Here is a 21,390-nt window from a genome sequence, read left to right on the forward strand (position 1 = left end):
ATTAATGAAAAAATTTATCTCAAAAAGAGAATCAATAGAGTCAGCTTACCTTTGGATAGCGGCTCTACTTATTTTTATAATTATGTTAGAGCTATTAACTGGCTGGTCAATTGGGTCCAAAAGCTCTCCGAGTCAATCTTTAAATATTAATCCGGAGCAGTTTTGGCTGGAAATAAAACTCCAATGCGGTTTTGTTTCATGGGCAATTTTTAGAGCTTTTATTACATTCCCACTTTTTAGAGCGACTTACAATGGTATGCTTCGCTTTAGAGAAAAACACAAAACCATAGCAAATATCCTTTTCTATTTACTTACCCCTGTATTTGTAGTGTTTCTTATTTTAACTTTGTTATATATTTTTGACTTATAATCTTACTTTGTTGATCATCAAGGATGAATGATGAAACTTACGCACTCTTACTTTTAGCTATAATCAAAGGTTTAAGATGAAAATAATCTCTACCAACATCTCTAAAATAAAAACGGTTGTGCATAACGGCAAAGAGGTCAAAACAGGTATATTTAAAACACCAACCAATGAGCCGGTTGTTATTGAAAAGCTGAATATAATAGGTGATGAACAAGCCGATTTAGTCAATCATGGCGGGATGGATAAAGCGGTTTATGCGTTTTCGCACAATCATTACGATTATTGGAAGCACACCCTTAAAAATGATGATTTAGCAGTCGGTGCCTTTGGCGAAAACTTCACAATTTCAGAACTTGATGAGCAAAATATTCACATAGGCGATCGTATTCGTTTAGGTACTGCACTGCTTGAGGTAAGCCAGCCCCGTGTACCGTGCTTTAAATTGGCTATTGCACTTAATAATAAACAAAGCCTAAAACTGTTTACTCAGTATTACCACACGGGTGTTTATTTTAGAGTGCTTGAGCAAGGTGTTGCTAAAACGGGCGATGCAGTGACTATTGAACATAAAGCTGAGCATAACATTTCGGTTAAAACGTTGTTTCAGGCGTTTTTTGATAAACAATACCCAGATTATGAAAGCGTATTATTAGCAGCACTTGAACTACCCGAGCTTGCACTTGAGTGGCAAACTAAAATCAAAAAGAAATTGGGGAGTTAAAAGAGCGTTATTAAAGCTGTATTACTTTTAATAAAAGCTCACTTTTAGCTGTATTATTTAGTTTGTTAAGTGAGCGACCGCTGATATGTATTTGCTCACCAATTGGCTTAATGTGTCGTATTGCTGTTTGTTATTTATCGGCTTACTAAAATCACTACTTACCGCGACTGCGCATGCCCCCGCTGCAAACCAATGTGTTAGGTTGTCTAAATTAATGCCGCCTACGGGCATTAATGGCACATCAGAAAAAGGCCCCGTTAGCGCTTTAAAGTAATTAATCCCCATACTACCTGCCGGAAAAACTTTAATAATATCGGCGTTATACTCTATGGCATTGGCAATATCGGTAGGGGTGAGTGCGCCCATTAACACAGGTAAACCATGGCGGTGGGCAAGCTCTACCACTGCTTGATTAGTATTTGGTGTAACTATAAATTGCGCACCGGCATCAATCGCTTGTTGCGCAAGGGCGGTGTTAATTATTGTGCCAGCGCCAATGAGTGTATTTTTATAAGCAGCGCGTGCTTTTGCTATTTCTTGCTCAAAGCCAGGTGTATTTGAGGTGATTTCTAGTGTGTTAATGCCTGTATTAACTAAGCAATTAATTAAAGGGGCTACATCGCTTTGTTGCTTTAAGCGAAGTATAGCAACTAACTTATGTTGCTTAATTTGGTTGCTTATTTTTATTCTCTTGGCATTTAAAATTTGGCTCATAATGTCACTTCACTTTATTTAATACAGAGTCACACGTGTAACAGCAATCGGCAATAATACTTAATCATTTTGGGGCTAAACGCGTTAAAAAGCTTTCACTTTGATCATTTTGAATAATTAAATAGCGAGTTTTTGTCTAGTTATCAACACGCTTTTGCACCCTCAAAATAGCACACTTAATTAAGCGAATTGGTATAAACGTTTTTTTCTCATAAAAAAACCGCTGAAATATCAGCGGTTTTTTATAAGTAATAAATTACATTACACGCATGCCTGGCTCTGAGCCATCGTCTGGGTTAAGAATGTAAATTTCTTTACCGCCAGGGCCTGCAGCTAATACCATACCCTCTGACATACCAAAGCGCATTTTACGAGGCTTAAGGTTTGCAACCATTACAGTCAGTTTGCCTTCAATGTCTTCTGGTGCGTAAGCCGATTTAATACCAGCAAACACTTGGCGTGTTTCGCCGCCTAAATCCAGCGTAAGTTTAAGTAGCTTATCGGCGCCTTCAACATGCTCTGCTTTAACAATTTTAGCAACGCGTAAGTCTACTTTTGCAAAGTCATCAAATTCAATTTCATCCGCAATTGGCTCTTTTGCAAGTGGGCTATTAGGGTCAATTGTTACTTTTGATTCTAGGCTTTCTTTTGATTCTTCAACCATTTTGTTCACTTTATCCATTTCTACACGTTGCATGAGCGGCTTAAATTTATTGATAGGATGTGCAACGAGCGCGTTTTGAACGCCATCCCATGCTAAGTCGTCATTTAAAAAGGCTTCTACGTTTGCAGCCATACCTGGTAATACAGGTTTTAAATAGGTGATTAAAACACGGAACAAGTTAAGGCCAAGCGAGCACACTTCGTGCGCTTCTTGTTGTTTTGCTTCGTCTTTAATGAGTACCCATGGCGCTGCGGCATCAATAAATTGGTTTGCTTTATCGGCTAGGGCCATAATTTCACGAATCGCGCGGCTGTATTCACGGTTTTCATAGTGGGCAGTAATGCTCGGTGCAGCAGCTTGAAATTCTTCAAGTAGTTCTGGCTGCATAATTGTGCTACTTAATTTACCGTCAAACTTTTTAGTAATAAAGCCTGCACAGCGGCTTGCTATGTTTACTACTTTACCTACTAGGTCTGAATTTACACGTTGTGCAAAGTCTTCTAGGTTTAAATCGAGGTCAATAATACCGCTGTTTAATTTAGCTGCGTAGTAATAACGTAAGTACTCTGGGTCTAGGTTATCAAGGTAAGTACGTGCTTTTATAAACGTACCCTTTGATTTAGACATTTTTTCGCCATTGACGGTTACAAAGCCATGTGCAAACACGTTAGTTGGCTTTCTAAAATTAGCGCCCTCTAGCATGGCTGGCCAAAATAAGCTGTGGAAGTAAATAATGTCTTTACCAATGAAGTGATAAAGCTCAGCATCAGAACCTTCAGCCCAAAATGCATCAAAGTTGAGGCCTTTTTCGTCACATAGATTTTTAAAGCTTGCCATGTAGCCAATTGGCGCATCTAGCCATACATAAAAGTATTTGCCCGGTGCATTTGGAATTTCAAAACCAAAGTAAGGCGCATCGCGGCTAATATCCCACTGTTGCAGGCCATCGGTAAACCACTCATCTAATTTATTCGCCATTTCTTGCTGAATAGAGCCAGAGTGTAGCCACTCTTTAAGCATGCCTTCAAATGCTGGCAGATCAAAAAAGTAATGCTCTGAATCTTTTAGAATTGGCTCTGCACCTGACATTACCGAGCGCGGGCTTATTAATTCGGTTGGGCTGTAAGTTGCGCCACACGAGTCACAGCTATCGCCATTTTGGTTTTCAGACTTACACGTTGGGCAAGTGCCTGTTACAAAGCGATCTGGTAAAAATATGCCTTTTTCAGGGTCGAATAACTGTGAAATAGTGTGCTTTTTAATATGGCCCGCATCATTAAGGCGGTTATAAATAAGCTCACTCAGCTCTTTATTTTCTGAGCTGTGGGTGCTGTGGTATTTATCAAACTTGATGTTAAAGTCGGCAAAGTCGCGCTGGCGTTCAATGCTTACATTTTTAACCATTTCTTCAGGCGTGATCCCTTGCTTTTGCGCATTAAGCATAATTGGCGTGCCGTGAGCATCGTCGGCGCAAACATAATAAGCTTCGTGGCCTTGTAGCTTTTGAAAACGTGACCAAATATCAGTTTGAATATATTCCAATAAATGGCCTAAGTGAGTAGGGCCATTTGCATAAGGTAATGCGCTGGTAATGAGGATCTTTCGCTGCGTCATAATCATTCCGAATTGAGGATAAACCACCATTTTTACTACAAAAAAGGCGGTTATCATTAATTTATCCATAAGCTTTGGACTAACGGTACGCGCAGCTTATGGATTTTTGTTAATTGACTGGTGTTAATGCCCTGAATGTTACATAATTCTGTGGCACTTTTCATCAAAGAAACGCTATTTAATTGCTATGTTTGGACTGTCGAAACTATTCTCCTCTAAATCGGTGCAAAAACAACCGATTATTACTGCCTTAGCGGCGTATCGAAGCGCGGCATTTGCCGTAGGTATTGATGAAAGTTTTATTGATACCATTTCGCAAAATGACGATAAATCAATACACATTAAAATAACGCTGCCATTTGCGGCTCAATCAGAAATGCCGTTAGTTGAGCAGCACGTAAGTGAAAGTATAAATACACCGGTTACCATAGACTCTGTGGTGAGTATAAAAGAGCCTGCAAAATTTAAAGCCATTAAACACATTGTGCTGATTGCCTCAGGTAAAGGGGGGGTAGGAAAATCCACTACCGCTGTAAATTTAGCCGGGGCGCTTAAAAGCGAAGGCGCTAAAGTAGGGATTTTAGATGCTGATATTTACGGGCCTTCTATTCCTATGCTTTTAGGGCTTGTGGGTGCAGAGCCACAAACCAAAGATAACAAACTACTACAGCCATTTGATGCCAACGGCATTAAAGCGCAATCAATCGGCTTTTTAGTGCCAAGTGATGACGCAACGGTATGGCGAGGGCCAATGGCATCGGGAGCGCTCAACCAATTATTAAACGAGACAGATTGGGGCGAACTTGATTACTTAATTGTTGATATGCCACCGGGTACGGGCGATATACAGCTAACAATGAGCCAAAAAGTGCCTGCCAGCGGCACTGTTATTGTGACGACACCGCAAGATTTAGCCCTTGCCGATGCGCAAAAAGGCATTGCAATGTTTAATAAAGTTAACGTACCTGTGCTTGGGCTTATAGAAAATATGAGTCACTACATTTGTAGCCACTGCGGTGAAGCCAACCATGTGTTTGGCAAAGATGGCGCAGAAAAACTTGCCCATAAACACGGCGTACCGGTGTTAAGCCATATTCCACTTGCCATAGATATTCGTGAATACTCAGAGCAAGGTAAATTAATCGCCAGCGATACCAGCGCGGCTATTAGCAACACATACAGCGCAGCGGCAAGATTGATTGCCAGCACGCTTTTTTATCAGCAGCACCAACACAGTGTTGAGATAGTGATAACGCAGGACTAAGAAAAAATGAGACTCTCAGATACCCATATTAAAGAATATTTAAGCGATGGCCGCATAGTGATTGAGCCTGCGCCGACTAATGAAATGATTTCGGGTGTGACAGCCGATTTGCGTTTAGGGAACAAATTTAGAACCTTTAACGCACATAACGCAGCGTACGTAGATTTAAGTGGCCCTAAAGATCAGTTAAATAAGGCTATGGAATCAATCATGAGTGAAGAGATTGAGCTTGCCGAGGGCGAAGCTTTCTTTTTACACCCAGGTGAACTGGCATTGGCCATTACCCATGAAAAAGTAACACTTCCTGCCGACATAGTAGGCTGGTTAGATGGTCGTTCATCACTTGCCCGCTTAGGTTTAATGGTGCATGTAACAGCGCACAGAATCGACCCAGGTTGGAGTGGTAATATTGTTTTAGAATTTTACAATTCAGGTAAGTTGCCACTGGCGCTGCGCCCAATGATGAAAATTGGTGCAATGAGTTTTGAAATGCTTTCAGGCCCGTGCGAAAACCCATACAACATTCGTAAAGACGCAAAATATAAAGATCAAAGTAGTGCGGTAGCAAGCCGCATTAGCGACGATAACCTATAACAATATAAAACTATTAAGCGTTTAAATGGCTTTGTTTTGCTAGCTTAAACGCTTAATAATTTATACCAATGTGTATTATTGCTTAAACTGATATTAAATGTGTTTTTTATTTCTGGCTTTATAAACGAGTAAAAACTCGACTAATATAGATAATAAAATAACTATAATTACAATGCCTTGAATAGTGTGTAGCCTTTTGACCCTGTCAACACTCTCTTTTTCGTACTGCATAACTACCGTATTAAACGCTTTTAAAAGCGGCTCTTTTGCTAAAGAAAAAAAGCTTTCTTGCGCTGTATCTAAATTAAGTGTTTGTGTTTTTAACTTTAGTACTTCTTCAACTCTATCTGAAAACATACTTAATTTTTTATCGACATTAATAGGCTCTTTAAAATACATTGCTAACAACTCCTTAGATAGCGGGCTTTCATCGCCTAATACTTGCGCCCCATAATGCTCACTTAATAAGTATTTATGATTACTTTTTAAAGAGTTTAAAGCATTAATGGCCAGTAATTTAGAATCCTGCGAGCCATACATTAAGTACTCTAAAGTAAACATACTCACCCGTTGCGAAAGCATTCTTTGTTGACCACTTACATTTACGAGTTTTCCAGTATCGGTTTGCGCTTCAATGACTTCATCAAGCATAAAGTGAATACAGATAGATAAAATTGCAATTACAGTTAAGGGAACAATATAAACAAAAGAGATAGCGCCATGCTTTTTATTTGAAAAATCAGTATTTACCATTTAGTTGCTACTTATTTTAAAATTATTAATGCTTTAGGATAGGATAGATTAAATATAAGATTTTTCACGTAATTAAAGTTTACAAGGTAGTTTGTGGCTTATTGAGATTTATGAAGTGCATAACCTAGTAGTTCAAAATACTTATTAAGGGCTTTATTTGCTTTATTAATATGCTCATTATCAGGGTAAATTAAATTACTGCTTTTTAAGCCACTAACCAAAAAGCTATTTTGAATAGTGCTGTGAGCATCTATACAGGCTTCAAAGCAGCGCGCTGCTAATTCCTCAGGCATACTCATGTAATTCATGTTGTGCGCTTGGTCGTGTTTTATGCACGTTTGTACAAATTCATTCGCATCTTCCCCATCAAAATCTAAAAACACGTTTTTGTAAAAATCGTTTAGCGCACTATTAAGTGGGTGAGATAAATTTGGTGTATTTGAAAGCCACAGCTTTGAGGCAAAACCAAAGCGAGGTTTTGCATTAAATAAATGCTCGCTTATATGGTGATCAAAGGCATGAAACCATTCGTGAGCCAATGCGCCACCGCCGGCGTTTTTTGCTAAAGCAAGGGTTTGTGAAGCTGCGTTATAATGCGCTTGTACGCCTTTTTGACCGCCATGCCCAAAGGCAAAATTTAGTTTGCCGCGCAGGCCAATGGCTTTGGGCGGTAAATGTAATATTTGAGCAAGGTCGGCGAGGGCATCGTAAATTAAGTTTGCACTAATAAAATGCTCTTCTTTGGTCACCCATTTTCCTACCACCATAGATCTAAAGCCAAAGGTGTCTCTAATATCACTAAAGTCAACTTGGTCGTCAAAGCGGTAGTCTGGCCCTTTACGAGTGAATCCGCGTTTTAATCTGTTTGGGTAATTACGCATTTACATTTAATTGTGGCTAATTTAAGTAACGTGCTTTTACGTGTTCGGGCATGTGTTGGGTTTGTTTTTGTATTAATTCATCTAATAAATTGTAAAGCGGAGCAGGGTTTAGCTGCTCTATTAACAACAAACTATGTGCAACGGCCTCAAGTGTAGAGAGACTGTCGGCTCTGGGAGCTTTCCTAATAGCGTAACGGTTTTGCGGTAACTGCTTAAAGCTCACTGTTTTAAATTTAGTGAGTAGCGGGGTCAGCTGCAAAATTTTATAGGCTTTTTTCCAGGTGCCATCAATCACGATTAAATGCGTAATGTTACTTAAGGCTGGCTTTGGTTTTACATCATCTAAGTAGGTGGCGTGCTCATTAGGGTAGAGCAGTACCGTGGACTTAACAGGTAAAGAGTTGAGCATGGCAAAGTCGGTGTTATTTTCCCCTTTGATTATTTTGCAGTCAGTTAGGCTCAAATTAAGCAATTTTGCCGTGTTTTTCGCTATTTTTTCTTCACTGGGGTGTTGTAGAATAACCACGCTAACTTTATTTGTTAAACGTTTAATGGCCCCGCATATACAGGTAGAGGGCGTAAACAAACAGCGTTCACAAACTTGGCGAGTCATTAATTAAACTTTTTATTGCGAGTGTATTTTGATAATTATACATTTATAAAGTAATAAAGTTGGATTTTTTTACGCATAGATATACAGTAATACTATTAATTATAAAATGACACGGAATGTTTAGAAGGGCTTAAAATATGACAGAAGTACAAATAGATGAGGCTGCTTTAGAAAGTATGCAGTCGTTACTTGGTGAGCAGTTTAAAGATACACTTGAATTTTGCTGCAGTGAATTTGAGCGCCTTGGTAATGAAGTAATTGCAACCATTGGTAACGATAAAGAAGCGGCGATTCGTCATGCCCATAGTTTAAAGTCGAACGCGGCACAGTTTGGTGCCACGAGTTTATCTAATGTAGCCCGTGATATTGAGCTTAATCTCAATCAAGATAACTTAGCGCAAGCTGTTACGGCATCAACTGATTTGTTGGCGCAAGTAAGTGGTTCGCAGGCCCAATTAAGAGCCTGGGTAGAGTCTAATTAATATTATTTGTTAACGTGAATTTATTTCAGTATTAAGCAACTAATTACGCTGGCATTTTACGCCTTTACTAGGGTAGTCTTAGACTTTACTAGGGCGTGTTTGGCCTCTCGATAATAAATTTGATCACGCATTGCCCAAGGGCCACCCTTGGGCTAGTAACACAATTTTACCGAGCCCATTAGGTTATAACCCTCACATTGAACAAACCCACTCCTAGTTAATTATTTTTTTCCATAAAGCCAGTTCGCCCCAAAGAGGTAAAAATGTCAGATATTAAAAAGAGTCACAAATTAGAAGGTGTATGTTATGACATTCGTGGACCGGTTTTAGCGCAAGCCAAAAAAATGGAAGACGAAGGTCAAAAGGTACTAAAGCTTAATATTGGTAACCCTGCGGCGTTTGGTTTTGATATGCCAGAGGACATGCACCGCGATATTATTCGTAATTTGTATTCGGCCCAAGGCTACTGCGACTCTAAGGGGTTATATTCAGCCCGTGTAGCGGTTTATCAGCATTACCAGCAACGAGGTTTGCATAACTTAGATGTAGATAATATTTATATTGGTAATGGGGTGAGCGAGCTTATTCAAATGATCACCCAAGCGTTATTAAATAACGATGATGAAGTGCTTATTCCTGCGCCTGATTATCCACTGTGGACCGCGTCAGTTAAATTAGCAGGGGGCAACCCTGTTCATTATTTATGTGATGAAGAGCAAGATTGGTTTCCGGATATTGCTGATATAAAAAGTAAAATTACGTCTAAAACAAAAGCGCTTGTACTAATTAACCCTAATAACCCAACCGGCGCGGTTTACAGTGACGATTTACTTTTAGAGTTAATTAATGTGGCGCGCGAGCATAAGCTGTTATTGCTTAGCGATGAAATTTACGAAAAGATTTTATACGATGGCATCACTCACACCTCAATTGGTGCGCTATGCGACGATGTGCCCATTATTACCTTTAATGGCTTAGCTAAAACTTACCGTGCAGCGGGTATTCGTATGGGCTGGATGGTACTAAGCGGGCGCACCTCAGCAATGGAAGATTTACGTAAAGGGCTAGATATTTTATCGTCCATGCGTTTGTGTGCCAATGTACCCGCCCAGTATGCGATACAACAAGCGCTAGGGGGGGTGCAATCAATAGATAGCTTAATCGACCCAGGCGGGCGATTATATGTTCAGCGCGATATTGCTTGGCGTGGGCTTAATGCTATTGAAGGGATAAGCTGTAAAAAGCCAAAAGGGGCGCTTTACGCGTTTGCTAAGGTAGATACGGCTCATTTTAATGTCACTGATGATGAAAAAATGATGTTTGATTTACTAAAAGCAGAAAAAATATTATTAGTGCATGGGCGTGCATTTAATTGGCCAGAGCCTGATCACTTTAGGTTAGTGTTTTTACCTAACAAAGACGATTTATCGAGTGCGATGCTTAAAATGCAGCGCTTTTTTAAAGACTATCGCCAAGTTTAGTTAATTCCAACTAACGCGCTGTAAAATATAAACGAGCTTAAATAGCTCGTTTTTTACGTGATACTGCTGATACGGGCTGTTAGTACGCGCGGTCAACTCTTACGGTATTATCACTTAAATAGACCAACCGTACGTTATCACCTTTACTAAAGCGCATTGACTGGTCTTGGTCTTGTACCACCATGTATTGATCGCCGTTTTCTACTTGAATCAATAACTCTACTAGGTGCGTTTGCTTATAATAGCTTTTTTGCTGATTATTATGCGCCACGCTTCCGCCAATGACTGAGCCTAAAATAGTGGCGACGGTACGACCGCTCCCACCACCAAATTGATTACCGACAACACCCCCGAGTAGGGCGCCGCCAAAGGTTTTCCAGCCATTGTTTTTGTCTTGCACAAGCTCTTGTTCGGTAATTTTACGTACAGATTTTACATCACCAAATAAAACCTGTTGTACCGGCACGGCTTTGTTTCGCTCATAGTTAGCAAAACTTGGTGCACTGAGTGTAAGCAATGCACACATTGCTATGGTTAAGGCTTTCATAGATGTCTCCTGATGGTGTTACGCAAAGGCGATATTTTGCCTTTGCGTGGATATGTATACCAATGCGCAAAAAAACTTAATCATTTTGCGGCTAATCGTGTCACTACCTGCGTTAAAGATTCTCATTTAAAACAAATAAATAGCAATTTTTCCTAGCTATCAACGCGTTTATCCAGCCTCAAAATAGATCAGTTAATTAAGCTAATTGGTACTATTACCAACCAAATGTCGATTTTTCTTTCGTTTTACGAATTTCAGTTTCGTCTGCCCATTCTACTAGGCCGCTTTGCATATCCATTAAGCGCATTGTAAATTTGTAATACACATCTGATTTATCAGCATTTGATTTAACAATGCTAGATAAGTTGCCGTACAACATGTATTGCGCACCAATTTGTTTACCAAAGGCAACTGCGGTGGCAGGGTTTACAAGGGCATCTTCGTTTTGAAAGTTAAGCTGCTCACGTACTGATTCTACACGGGTCATGTCAACAAAACGAAACTTACCGCTGCGCAACAGTTGCGTAGAGATTGAGTCGGTAATAGATTCAGTGTCTATGTGTTCACTGGTTTTATTTTTAATGCGCTCAACAAATACCACAGGGCGTTTGTTTTGGGTCATTGTACCAATAACCGGCGAGCTGAGTAGTGAGTCGGTCATTTGGCTGGCTACTTTTTGTAAATCGGTAGAGCCAAAGTTTATATCGGTGGTTTCTACTGCTTGCGCGTCGCCATAACTAACTACGGCTTTATTGGCACAACCGCTTAAAATGAGTGCGCTCAGGCCAATAACTGCATAACTCGATAACGTTTTAAATTGTGTAGTGATCATTTTTATAATCCTTATTCTTTAAATTCTTGTGCGTCGGTAGACACTTCTCTTACAGCGAGCGAAAATGTAACCGCATCCGGTGTTGGCGCTAAGCCGGGTAATTGTGTTTTAGAAAAACCAAACAGTGTTAAGGCTTGCCAAGGTGAGTGGTTTCCTTTAATTACAAACCCGTCTTTGTCGTACCAATTAAACTGATACTGCAAATATTGCGACTTTTTATATTGGCTGCTTAGTGTTACTACCACATCGGTTAACTGGTTTGTTTGGCGTGTTTTAACATCGGTAATGGCAAGCTTTTCACCTAGAGCAGGATTATCAACATGTAACTGCTCGTTAAATGTATTTTTGCTTTGCTCAACCGAAATGCCTGATGTATCAGGTTGGCTTGCACATGCCCCAAGCATTAATGCAGCCACTAATGGCAAAGTATATTTCATGATGACTCCTAGAGTTGAACCACATGGTAGTTAAAATAGTTATTAATAGAGGTTAGGTAAATTAAGGTTAACCCTTGCTTACTAACGGTAAAATTAATAGGCGCATGGTTGCCTATTAAAAGTGTATGCGACCCTGCATTTAAACTGCTACGTGCCATGCTTATTTGATTAGGTAAAGTAAGCCAACTGCGTGTATCGGCCTGCTCAGACGCCAAATTATAAATATTAGCAATAATATTGCCTACATCACCTGTGCTACGTGCAAGCTCTGCGCGCACTTTTTCTTTGGCTACTAAGCGTAATACTTGCCTAGATACGCGAGCCGGTATTTGTTGCTCTAATGTTTTAGCCGCTAATGCTTCTATATGCACTAATGGGTTGAGCTCTAAATTCTGCGAACCTATATTTACGCCATTAATATTAGCTATAAACGCATTATCTTTATAAACCGGCATTGCTAAACTGTAAAAACGTGCATCACCACCTGAGGTATAAATAGGCAAGCGTAATTTAAACTCATCTTGTTTAGGCACTAAGCCTTGTTCAACCAATATAACTACCTCACCGTGTTTAGCGTGGAGGGGCTTTAATGGGCTAAAGCGGCGCTCAAACTCTTCTAAATCTTGGTTAAAACCTTGCTTTTTAGCTAATCGCATTACATCTTGCTGTAAGTAGTGATTATCAGGTTGAATCTCTAATGCTTTTTTATAATCAATGTAGGCATCATCGTATTGTTTATCACTTTGGTACAACAGTGCAGATAAATAAAACGTAAAGGCATTTTGAAAACCATTTTTAATACCGCGTGTTACATTACTCATACTTGGGTAATGCTGTTGTGCTTGCTCTATTGTGTCGTTTATTTGTGTTTGATTATCAGCAAGCGCATCGACTTGTACTTTGTTAGCGCGACGTATTTCAACCAAGGCGCCTTCTAAATCACTGTTGTATACATAATTAAGTGCTTTGTAGCTATGTAGCATGCTCATTTCATATGCCGGTGGTACATAGGTAATGGCAGAGTCGTTAGTAAATAAGGCGTTACTTTGTTCAAGCCCTGCACTTAATTGAATTTTTGCTGCTTCTCGTTTTGTTTGTACCTGGGCGTATACGTTTTCAAATTGTTGTTGTGAAAGACTTTGCTCGTTAGCAAGGTCTTTTAAACGGGCTTGCTCTAATTGGTTAAGTAAATAGCTACTGTGTAACTTACTATTGTTGGCAATAAGTGATTGAGCCTGTTCAATATTGTTATTTTGAATTGCGTTTCTTACAGGCGTCATTTGGCTTGCATAGTCGTTAAATAAATCATTAAAGCCTATGGTGCTGCATCCACTTAATATAAAACAAACACTTAAAATTATACTTTGGCGCACTGAGCACTCCTATATAGTTAGGTTTTAAAGGTTAACATACTCTGGTTTTGGATTTGTGTGAAATAGTGTAAAAAAGCGTAGCCTACTTTAGGGTATATAGACCTGTGAGGATTTAAAAATTATTCTCCCTAAGGTAGCCACGCGTTAATTAAATTACGTGTATTTAAGGTAGGCAAATCATCATGAATAGCTTGTGAATACCAGAGGATAGACGCTTAATTACAGCAATTTAGCAGTATATAAAGTTATAATGCTGCGAATAAGATTAGAGTAATTACAACAATGCCGCTTTACAGCTAAATGGCTCAGCTGTTTAAATACAGCGCTGGCTGAGCAAGCCAATTTAAAGCATCTCATTATAAGGTTTTAGTTAAGGAGCGATTTTGAAAGCCACTTTATACACCCTCGTTGCATTAGTAGCCTTTGCGGCAAATTCTTTACTTTGCCGTATGGCGTTAGCGCAAGGTTATATTGATGCGTGGAATTTTACAATTATCAGGCTCGTAAGTGGTGCCGTGTGTTTAGGCTTAATTATGGCTGTATATACGTATAACCTTAAGCGTAAGGGCGCGCTTAATAATGCTATTTTAAGTGATACCGGAAGTTGGCGAAGCAGTATTAGTTTATTGGTATATGCACTTTGTTTTTCTATTGCTTATATAGAGCTAGATACAGGCACCGGTGCGCTTATTTTATTTTCGGCGGTGCAACTTACCATGATTGGTTGGGGCATATATAAAAAAGAGCAGCTGAGTAAATTGCAGTGGGGGGCTTTTTTTGTCGCGTTAGCTGGATTTGTGTATTTAATGTTGCCCTCTGCCGCTGTGCCTTCTTTGTTAGGGGCATCGCTTATGGCGTTAAGTGGTGTTGCTTGGGGCGTTTACAGTATACGCGGTAAAGCGTGTGTATCGCCGCTGCGCACCACCGCCTTTAACTTTATAAGAAGCTTAGTGGCTATTCCTGTTTTATTACTTGTAGCAATAGGCTATTTAAAAACAGTAAGTATGCAAGGGGTGCTGCTCGCATGCGCCTCGGGCGCCATTGCATCAGGTATTGGTTACAGTATTTGGTATGTGGCCATGCCGCTACTAAAAAGCACGCAAGCGGCGGTTGTACAGTTATGTGTGCCTGTACTAGCTGCTATTGCAGGTATGTTGTTTTTATCTGAGCAGGTAACAGTGGAGTTTATTATTGCAAGCTCACTAATACTTGGCTCGGTATTGGTGTTTATATTAAATAAGCATACAGCGCGGTAATGCCAATAAAAGTTGCCACGTTTTATCAGTACTGATGGCTTTTAAAGTGAATAAAAGCCCGCTATTAAGGCGGGCTTACATTTGTTATAAAACGTTTATATAGCGCGGGTAAATTATCTAAAATGGCTGACTTACCCTCTAAATCGCTGTTGCTTATACATTCGGAAAGCATCGCTTCGCTCAATGTGTTTACTAACCGCTGAGATTGCTTAATATGGCTAATATGCCAAAGTTCAGGTGCTACGCCGCCTAAATCCTGTTTGTAGGGGCGATAAAAACCATATTTAGCTAGATTTTTATCAAGCCACTGGCTGAGTGGCGCAAATGGCCCACCATGTTGGTATTCATCAGGGGTAAGTTGCAGCTTATAGTCATCGTTAATTGCAGCGGTATCATACACATCAAGGTCGGTACCTAAATGATGCCGACTAGCCCCTGGCAAGGCAGAGTAGAGCATAATAGCCGTGCATTTTTCCAGCTCATTTAGTTGGCTTAAATCCACTATCTGTTGCTGTTTATTAAAAACAGGGCGTATACCTAAAAACTTGTTATTCCAAATCATAGCTTGGCGATTAAAATCGCGAAAACTTGAGGCAATAGTCAACTCAAAACCAGCATTTTTAGCGCCATTTTGCAGGGCTATAAAGTCATCAATAATATCAGTATGTAACCGATGCGATTGAATCTCAGTGAGGTGTGTATCACTTTGTCCAGTGATACACATTGCTAATGTATTGGTATCGAGTGCCATTAGGTCAACAATTGCTCTAAAATTTGCTCGTAAATATCTGCTAAAGCGATTAAATCATCGGTGCTTACACATTCATCTACTTTATGAATAGTGGCGTTACGCGGGCCTAGTTCAATCACTTTTGCGCCTGTTTGCGCTATAAAGCGCCCATCTGACGTACCCCCGGTGGTTTCGAGGTTAGTAGTTAACCCCGTGACAGATTTAATCGCATTTACGGTGGCATCAACTAACGGGCCATGCTCGGTAATAAACGGCAAGCCGTTTACTATCCAGCTTAATTCGTAGTTTAAGTCATACGTTTGTAAAATAGCATTAACCCGTTCTTGTAATTGCTGATGAGTTACTTCGGTACTAAATCTAAAATTAAATTGCACCTCAAGCTCGCCCGGTATGACATTCCCGGCCCCCGTGCCACCATTTATATTTGATACCTGGAAGCTGGTTGCAGGGAAAAATTCATTGCCGTTGTCCCACACTGTTTGGCTAAGTTCAGTAATGGCCGGTGCAGCCAAATGAATTGGGTTTTGTGCTAAGTGGGGGTAGGCTACATGGCCTTGCACACCTTTTACTTTTAAAAAGCCAGTAAGGGAGCCACGACGGCCATTTTTTACTACATCACCGAGTACATCTCGCGATGAAGGCTCACCCACTAAGCACATATCAATTTTTTCGCCACGTGCTTCAAGCGTGTCTATTACTTTGGTTGTGCCGTTGATAAAGGGGCCTTCTTCATCAGAGGTAATTAAAAATGAGATAGAGCCTTTGTGATCAGGGTTTTTAGCCACAAAGCGCTCAGTAGCAACAAGCATTGCCGCCAGTGAGCCCTTCATATCAGCTGCGCCTCGGCCATGCAGCAAACCATCTTCAATTAAGCCTGAAAATGGCGGGTGCTGCCAGTTTTGTGCAGGTCCTGTAGGGACTACATCGGTATGCCCTGCAAAACAAAAGTGTGGCGACTCATTTCCTTTTCGGGCCCATGTATTGAGTGTATCGGTAAAAAATAACGACTCAATATTAAAGCCTAGGGCTTTTAAACGCTCGTTCATCATTGATTGGCAACCCGCATCTTCAGGGGTTACCGACTCGCGCTGAATAAGCGCTTGTGCAAGTGCAATTACTTCATGTGTCATTATTTAAATATCTCATCGTATTGCGCAGCTTTAAAGCCTAAGTGGTAGCTGTTGTTATTTACAAGCACTGGGCGCTTGATCATAGCTGGTTGCTCTACAAGTAATGTTATAGCAGTGTCTTTGCTTAGGTTTTGCTTTTGCTCATCAGCGAGTGCGCGATAGGTTGTACCACGCTTATTAACTAACTGTTCCCAGTCAATATGCTCAGCAAATTCGCTTACAAGCTGCTCGTTTACACCGTCTTTTCGGTAATCGTGAAAGGTAAAATCTATGTTGTTGTCGGCGAGGTATTTTTTGGCTTTTTTAATGGTGTCGCAATTACTAATGCCGTAAAGAGTGATCATAGGTTTAGTTCTTCTTAATAATAGTTAAAAGGGGGTCTACACCCGCATTTACGTGCGTGTGTGAATAATGAAAAGTGCCTAAGTTATGGCCATTTAATAGCACTAAGCTGGCCAGTAAGGGCGATTTAAGTTCGCGTAAATCAAAGTAAGCTAAGCGCTGCCCTTTGCTTATTTTGCTGCCATTTAGCTGTGCAATATGTGTGTGTGTAATAGGCTGCTGCGCCGGTAGTGACAAGTTAATGAGAACCTTTAAACCGTTATTTGCTTGGAGAATAAATTCACATCCTGCATTTTTAACCTGCACTAAAGTGCCATCAAAGGGCGCTAAAATTTTGTGATTACTTAATGCAACCAACATAGTTGGCCCAAGGGTAGAAAATTTAAAAAAGGGCTCAGGGTGCAGGTTCAAATCAATGACTTTGCCGCTAAAGGGGCTGGTAATTTTTAATGCGCTGGCGGGGAGCTTATTTTGCGCTAAAAACTCGATAGAGGCTGCTCTCATTTATTGATCTACTACTAAATTGTAGCCATCTTTTTTAAGTGCAGTGATGGCTTGCTGCGCAGTGTGTTTTTTTACCAAAATATAATCTGTGTCGTAGGTTGAGATAGAAAAAATAGAAATATTAGCCTTTGCAAGCACGCCAGATATATTGGCCATAATCCCCGTTAAAGAAAACCCCAACGGGCCAACTACTTCAAGTGCTTGCCAATCAGGCTCTGTATCTAAACACTCAATAGCAAAATGACTAGGGCAAACAATAGAAAGCTCATCATGAGTTTTAGAAATAAAAAATAGGGGTAATTTTAATAGCGCTACAGGAATGTCTGCATCCACTTCTAAACTATGAATTGACAACAGCGTGCTGTGTAATTGTAATGTTTGTTTTGACATTAATAACCTGCAAACAGCGTATAGAGTCAGTTAATAGTATAGATTATTGGCTTTAAATTAAAGGTGTAACAGCCACTAAAATAAAGGCTGTGTGACTGTGGGTAATAAGGATTTAAAACTTACCCACAATTTCTGTGGATAAGTATGGGAATTGGTAGGTATAAATAGCCTAACCAACTAATTAATAAGTAAATATTAGCTAGGCTATAAAAAGCACTAGTTTGATTTAGGCGTTTTCGAGCGCTTCAACTTGAGCTGCTTGAATAGCTGTAAGTGCAATGGTGTACACTATGTCATCGACTAATGCGCCACGGCTTAAATCGTTAACGGGCTTTCGCATACCTTGTAACATAGGCCCTATGCTGATTAGATCGGCACTACGTTGTACGGCTTTGTAGGTTGTGTTACCGGTATTAAGGTCTGGGAAAATAAATACCGTAGCTTTACCGGCTACTGGGCTATTTGGTGCTTTTTTAAGAGCAACATTTTCCATAATCGCAGCGTCGTATTGCAATGGCCCATCAATAATTAAATCTGGACGTTTTTGTTGAGCAATTTGCGTGGCTTCACGCACTTTTTCAACATCGGCGCCAGAGCCAGAAGTACCTGTGCTGTAGCTTATCATGGCAACACGTGGCTCTATGCCAAACGCAGCTGCAGAATCGGCTGACTGAATAGCGATATCTGCTAATTGTTCTGCATTAGGGTCAGGGTTAATTGCACAGTCGCCGTATACCAGTACTTGGTCGGGCAGCAGCATAAAAAACACAGACGATACAAGTGATGACCCTGGAGCGGTTTTAATTAGCTGTAGCGGTGGGCGAATTGTATTGGCTGTTGTGTTAACAGCGCCAGATACTAAGCCATCGACTTTACCTTGCTCAAGCATCATAGTGCCCAGTACAACATTATCTTGTAATTGCTCTTGTGCTACGACTTCTGTTAAGCCTTTGCTTTTACGAATTTCGACCATAGGTGCAACATAGTCGTTAATCACCGATTTTGGCTCAACAATACTTACATGTTCGTTAAGCTCAATACCTTGTTGCTCGGCAATACGCATTATTTCATCGCGATCGCCAAGTAATACTGTTTTTGCAATACCACGTTGTCCACAAATAGCCGCGGCTTTAATAGTACGCGGCTCATTTCCTTCAGGAAGCACCACTGTTTTAGCCGCTTTACGGGCTTTATCAGTAAGTAAATAACGAAACGCAGGAGGAGAGAGCTTACGTGTTTTACCAACATTTTTTGCAAGCGTATCAAGCCAATCAGAATCGATATATTCTGCGTTGTGATCTTTTACTTTTTCAATACGTTGGTCATCATCGCTTGGTACTTCCATATTAAAATTATGCAGTAGTAATGATGTACGCCAAGTATCGGCCTCTGTGGCTAAAATAGGCAAGCCTGTTTGCATTGCTTGTTCACACAGCGCCATTATACGCGGCTCTGGTTCAAAACCACCTGTAAGTAAAATAGCACCAATTTTAGTGCCGTTCATGGCCGACAAACACGCAGCGACTAAAATATCTGAACGATCGCCCGGGGTGACTAATAATGCGCCCGGTGTAAAGTGGTTCAAAATGTTTGATACAGTACGCGCACAAAATGTAATACGGCGTAAGCGACGGTGTAGCATGTCGCCTTCGTTAATTATGGTGGCTTTTAAATACGCGCTTAAATCTTTAACGCGCGGCGCAACTAAATCAAAGTCCCACGGGATGGCGCCTAACAGCATAAATGGGTTTTTTCTAAAAATAGGTAAAGAGGCTAAACGGTTTAATTCGTTATCAAGCTCTTCTGCTTTGTATGAATCGACCAAATCAGCGCGGGCGCGGCCTTCTTCATCAAGCGGGGCATTCACTTTGTTAAATATACAGCCTAAAACGCGCGGGTGATCAATGCCACCATAATACCCAGCAGCAATTTCTAAACGGTCTTCAATTTGCGTAATGGTGTAATTACCTGGAGTTAATACAAATACAATATCGGCCCCCAGAGTTTGGGCTATTTCGCGGTTTACACGCCCTGCATAAGGTTGGCGGCGAGTAGGCACCATACCTTCAATAATAGCCACTTCGTCATCGTTAATTTTACTTTCAAAGCGCTCTACTATTTCTTCAAGTAAATCATCGCCTTTACCATCGCCAATCATTTGCTCTGCATAGCTCAATGCAAAAGGAGTTGGTGGGGTAATTGATGAGCCTTGCATAATAATTTGAGTTGATTTTTCAGGGCCTGTTTCACCCGTACGTGGCTGGGCAATTGGCTTGAAAAAGTTAACTTTCACGGTTTTTTGCTCAAGCGCACGCACTAACCCGACAGAAACAGATGTTAAACCAACACCCGTAGAAACCGGAATTAACATAATACGACGTGCCATAATTAAAGCTCCTTCACAATGTTAGCGGCATCAAGGGCAATTACCCATTCTTCATTAGTTGGCATTACAACCGCTTTAGTGATCGCGTTGTCAGAGCTAATAATGCCTTCATTACCAAATCGCGCATCTAAGTTGGCTTGTTTATCGCAATCTAGGCCTAAAAACGCCAGTTGTGTGATTACTTTTTCGCGGATAATATCTGAGTTTTCGCCTATACCACCGGTAAAAATAAGCGCATCTAACTGCTGTAATGGCACCATGTAGGCGGTAATTTGCTTAGCAAGGCGGTAGCAAAAAATATCAAGTGCAAGGGCGGCTTTTTCATGGCCAGCTACAGCGGCTTCTTCTATGGTTCTGCAGTCGTTAGACAGTTCACTAATACCTAACAAACCACTTTCTTTATTAAGTAAGTTGTCGATTTGTTTTGCATCATAATTAAGTTGTGTTGTTAAAAAGTTAAATAAACCAGGGTCGATATCACCGCTGCGGGTGCCCATTACTAACCCAGCAAGCGGGGTTAAGCCCATGCTAGTATCTACACTTTTACCGCCTTTAATTGCACACACAGAACAACCATTACCTAAATGCGCACTAATAAAATTGCTTTGAGCAACAGGCTTATTAATTAATTTAGCGGTTTGGCCTGCTACATAATAGTGGCTTGTGCCGTGCATACCGTAACGGCGAACACCGTGCTCTGTGTATAGCTTGTAAGGGAGTGCATATAAGTAGGCTACTTTATCCATGGTTTGATGAAATGCAGTGTCAAAAACAGCAACCTGTGGCAAACCAGCAAACGAAGCCTGCGCTGATGAAATACCCAGTAAGTTTGCATGGCCATGTAAAGGGGCAAGGCTTGAAGCATCTGAAATACCCGCAATGACTTTTTCATCTACTAATGCAGATTGAGTAAAGTGCTCACCACCGTGAACAACACGATGGCCTACGGCAATTAAATGCTCATCTAAGTGGTGATCTTTAATTAGGCTTACAAGCGTATTAATGGCTTCACCATGCGCTTGATTAGCAGCTAAGGTGATAACGGTTTTATCACCTTGGTATTTATATTTAATAGATGGATTTTCTGAACCTAGGCGTTCAGCTAAGCCCGAAATAATTTCATGCCCGTTATCAGCATCAATAATGGCAAATTTTAAACTCGAACTACCACAGTTTAATACTAAAACGTGTTGTGATTTAGAGGGCGTAGTTGGCATAGATACAGTTTCCATAAACAATAAATTTAGTAAGTGTACGTTAAGATATGAACAATACACTTAAGGTGCAAATT

23 protein-coding genes are annotated in these 21,390 nt (G+C 40.5%); 7 read left to right on the forward strand and 16 right to left on the reverse strand.

Annotated features, from left to right (window positions below; all coding sequences use genetic code 11):
- Window positions 1-4: 4 nt before the first annotated feature.
- Both MTF64_RS09235 and MTF64_RS09240 read left to right on the forward strand, forming a co-directional pair.
- Window positions 5-370, forward strand: a complete 366-nt coding sequence (locus MTF64_RS09235) for a hypothetical protein (RefSeq protein ID WP_154944350.1) — start codon at window positions 5-7, stop codon at window positions 368-370.
- Between the two features lie 76 nt (window positions 371-446).
- On the forward strand, window positions 447-1,091 hold the full coding sequence (locus tag MTF64_RS09240) for an MOSC domain-containing protein (protein ID WP_248451196.1): 645 nt from the start codon (window positions 447-449) through the stop codon (window positions 1,089-1,091).
- Between the two features lie 57 nt (window positions 1,092-1,148).
- On the opposite strand, the gene MTF64_RS09245 is transcribed toward MTF64_RS09240, so the two are convergent.
- A complete protein-coding gene (locus MTF64_RS09245) occupies window positions 1,149-1,805 on the reverse strand; it encodes a bifunctional 4-hydroxy-2-oxoglutarate aldolase/2-dehydro-3-deoxy-phosphogluconate aldolase (RefSeq protein WP_248451197.1) in 657 nt (218 codons plus the stop codon).
- 256 nt (window positions 1,806-2,061) lie between these two features.
- Entirely contained in the window at window positions 2,062-4,083 is a 2,022-nt protein-coding gene (gene metG / locus MTF64_RS09250; protein WP_248451198.1) for a methionine--tRNA ligase, read from the reverse strand.
- A 187-nt stretch (window positions 4,084-4,270) separates the two neighbouring features.
- Between metG and apbC the strand changes: the two genes are divergently transcribed.
- Together apbC and dcd are read left to right on the forward strand one after the other, a co-directional pair.
- Window positions 4,271-5,347 (forward strand): iron-sulfur cluster carrier protein ApbC, encoded by a 1,077-nt coding sequence (gene apbC, locus MTF64_RS09255; protein WP_248442553.1) that lies wholly within the window; start codon window positions 4,271-4,273, stop codon window positions 5,345-5,347.
- 6 nt (window positions 5,348-5,353) lie between these two features.
- On the forward strand, window positions 5,354-5,941 hold the full coding sequence (gene dcd / locus MTF64_RS09260) for a dCTP deaminase (RefSeq protein ID WP_248451199.1): 588 nt from the start codon (window positions 5,354-5,356) through the stop codon (window positions 5,939-5,941).
- A gap of 93 nt (window positions 5,942-6,034) precedes the next feature.
- Here dcd and MTF64_RS09265 read toward each other — a convergent pair whose 3' ends face one another.
- The 3 genes from MTF64_RS09265 to MTF64_RS09275 form a co-directional block, all read right to left on the reverse strand.
- Window positions 6,035-6,694 (reverse strand): type IV pili methyl-accepting chemotaxis transducer N-terminal domain-containing protein, encoded by a 660-nt coding sequence (locus MTF64_RS09265; RefSeq protein WP_248451200.1) that lies wholly within the window; start codon window positions 6,692-6,694, stop codon window positions 6,035-6,037.
- 98 nt (window positions 6,695-6,792) lie between these two features.
- On the reverse strand, window positions 6,793-7,575 hold the full coding sequence (locus MTF64_RS09270) for a CLCA_X family protein (protein ID WP_054982389.1): 783 nt from the start codon (window positions 7,573-7,575) through the stop codon (window positions 6,793-6,795).
- A 16-nt stretch (window positions 7,576-7,591) separates the two neighbouring features.
- On the reverse strand, window positions 7,592-8,188 hold the full coding sequence (locus tag MTF64_RS09275) for a tRNA-uridine aminocarboxypropyltransferase (protein WP_248451201.1): 597 nt from the start codon (window positions 8,186-8,188) through the stop codon (window positions 7,592-7,594).
- Between the two features lie 137 nt (window positions 8,189-8,325).
- Between MTF64_RS09275 and MTF64_RS09280 the strand changes: the two genes are divergently transcribed.
- Together MTF64_RS09280 and MTF64_RS09285 are read left to right on the forward strand one after the other, a co-directional pair.
- Complete coding sequence (locus MTF64_RS09280) at window positions 8,326-8,670, forward strand: Hpt domain-containing protein (RefSeq protein ID WP_096041855.1); 345 nt, start codon at window positions 8,326-8,328, stop codon at window positions 8,668-8,670.
- 263 nt (window positions 8,671-8,933) lie between these two features.
- Complete coding sequence (locus MTF64_RS09285) at window positions 8,934-10,151, forward strand: pyridoxal phosphate-dependent aminotransferase (protein WP_004587766.1); 1,218 nt, start codon at window positions 8,934-8,936, stop codon at window positions 10,149-10,151.
- 79 nt (window positions 10,152-10,230) lie between these two features.
- Here the strand turns inward: MTF64_RS09285 and MTF64_RS09290 are convergent, their stop codons facing one another.
- The 4 genes from MTF64_RS09290 to MTF64_RS09305 form a co-directional block, all read right to left on the reverse strand.
- Window positions 10,231-10,698 carry a glycine zipper 2TM domain-containing protein gene (locus MTF64_RS09290; RefSeq protein WP_004587767.1) on the reverse strand — a complete coding sequence of 156 codons (468 nt, stop codon included), beginning with the start codon at window positions 10,696-10,698 and terminating at the stop codon, window positions 10,231-10,233.
- A 214-nt stretch (window positions 10,699-10,912) separates the two neighbouring features.
- A complete protein-coding gene (lpoB, locus tag MTF64_RS09295) occupies window positions 10,913-11,530 on the reverse strand; it encodes a penicillin-binding protein activator LpoB (protein ID WP_024032666.1) in 618 nt (205 codons plus the stop codon).
- 11 nt (window positions 11,531-11,541) lie between these two features.
- Entirely contained in the window at window positions 11,542-11,967 is a 426-nt protein-coding gene (locus tag MTF64_RS09300) for a YcfL family protein (RefSeq protein ID WP_024032667.1), read from the reverse strand.
- Window positions 11,968-11,975: 8 nt separating this feature from the next.
- Window positions 11,976-13,340, reverse strand: a complete 1,365-nt coding sequence (locus MTF64_RS09305) for an adenine DNA methylase (protein WP_248451202.1) — start codon at window positions 13,338-13,340, stop codon at window positions 11,976-11,978.
- Between the two features lie 383 nt (window positions 13,341-13,723).
- Here MTF64_RS09305 and MTF64_RS09310 point away from each other — a divergent pair, with 383 nt between their 5' ends.
- Window positions 13,724-14,596: a DMT family transporter gene (locus MTF64_RS09310; RefSeq protein WP_004587771.1), complete on the forward strand. Its 873-nt coding sequence runs from the start codon at window positions 13,724-13,726 to the stop codon at window positions 14,594-14,596.
- A 64-nt stretch (window positions 14,597-14,660) separates the two neighbouring features.
- Here the strand turns inward: MTF64_RS09310 and MTF64_RS09315 are convergent, their stop codons facing one another.
- The 7 genes from MTF64_RS09315 to MTF64_RS09345 form a co-directional block, all read right to left on the reverse strand.
- The gene (locus tag MTF64_RS09315) at window positions 14,661-15,347 is read right to left on the reverse strand and encodes a M15 family metallopeptidase (protein ID WP_248451203.1); all 687 of its coding nucleotides are present in this window, start codon (window positions 15,345-15,347) and stop codon (window positions 14,661-14,663) included.
- A complete protein-coding gene (dapE, locus tag MTF64_RS09320; RefSeq protein WP_248451204.1) occupies window positions 15,347-16,477 on the reverse strand; it encodes a succinyl-diaminopimelate desuccinylase in 1,131 nt (376 codons plus the stop codon). The genes MTF64_RS09315 and dapE overlap by 1 nt, the downstream gene beginning before the upstream one ends.
- Window positions 16,477-16,821 carry an ArsC family reductase gene (locus tag MTF64_RS09325; protein ID WP_096041847.1) on the reverse strand — a complete coding sequence of 115 codons (345 nt, stop codon included), beginning with the start codon at window positions 16,819-16,821 and terminating at the stop codon, window positions 16,477-16,479. Before MTF64_RS09325 ends, dapE begins: the two co-directional genes overlap by 1 nt.
- 4 nt (window positions 16,822-16,825) lie before the next feature.
- The gene (locus MTF64_RS09330) at window positions 16,826-17,323 is read right to left on the reverse strand and encodes a PTS glucose transporter subunit IIA (protein WP_121637383.1); all 498 of its coding nucleotides are present in this window, start codon (window positions 17,321-17,323) and stop codon (window positions 16,826-16,828) included.
- Window positions 17,324-17,713, reverse strand: coding sequence for an ACT domain-containing protein (locus tag MTF64_RS09335; RefSeq protein ID WP_029772079.1), 390 nt, complete (start codon window positions 17,711-17,713; stop codon window positions 17,324-17,326).
- A gap of 226 nt (window positions 17,714-17,939) precedes the next feature.
- Window positions 17,940-20,099 (reverse strand): phosphate acetyltransferase, encoded by a 2,160-nt coding sequence (gene pta, locus MTF64_RS09340; protein WP_004587777.1) that lies wholly within the window; start codon window positions 20,097-20,099, stop codon window positions 17,940-17,942.
- 2 nt (window positions 20,100-20,101) lie between these two features.
- Entirely contained in the window at window positions 20,102-21,316 is a 1,215-nt protein-coding gene (locus tag MTF64_RS09345; protein WP_248451205.1) for an acetate kinase, read from the reverse strand.
- Window positions 21,317-21,390 lie beyond the last annotated feature (74 nt).

Source organism: Pseudoalteromonas sp. 2CM41L (assembly GCF_023161905.1).
In the GTDB taxonomy this organism is placed as follows: Bacteria; Pseudomonadota; Gammaproteobacteria; order Enterobacterales; family Alteromonadaceae; genus Pseudoalteromonas; species Pseudoalteromonas atlantica.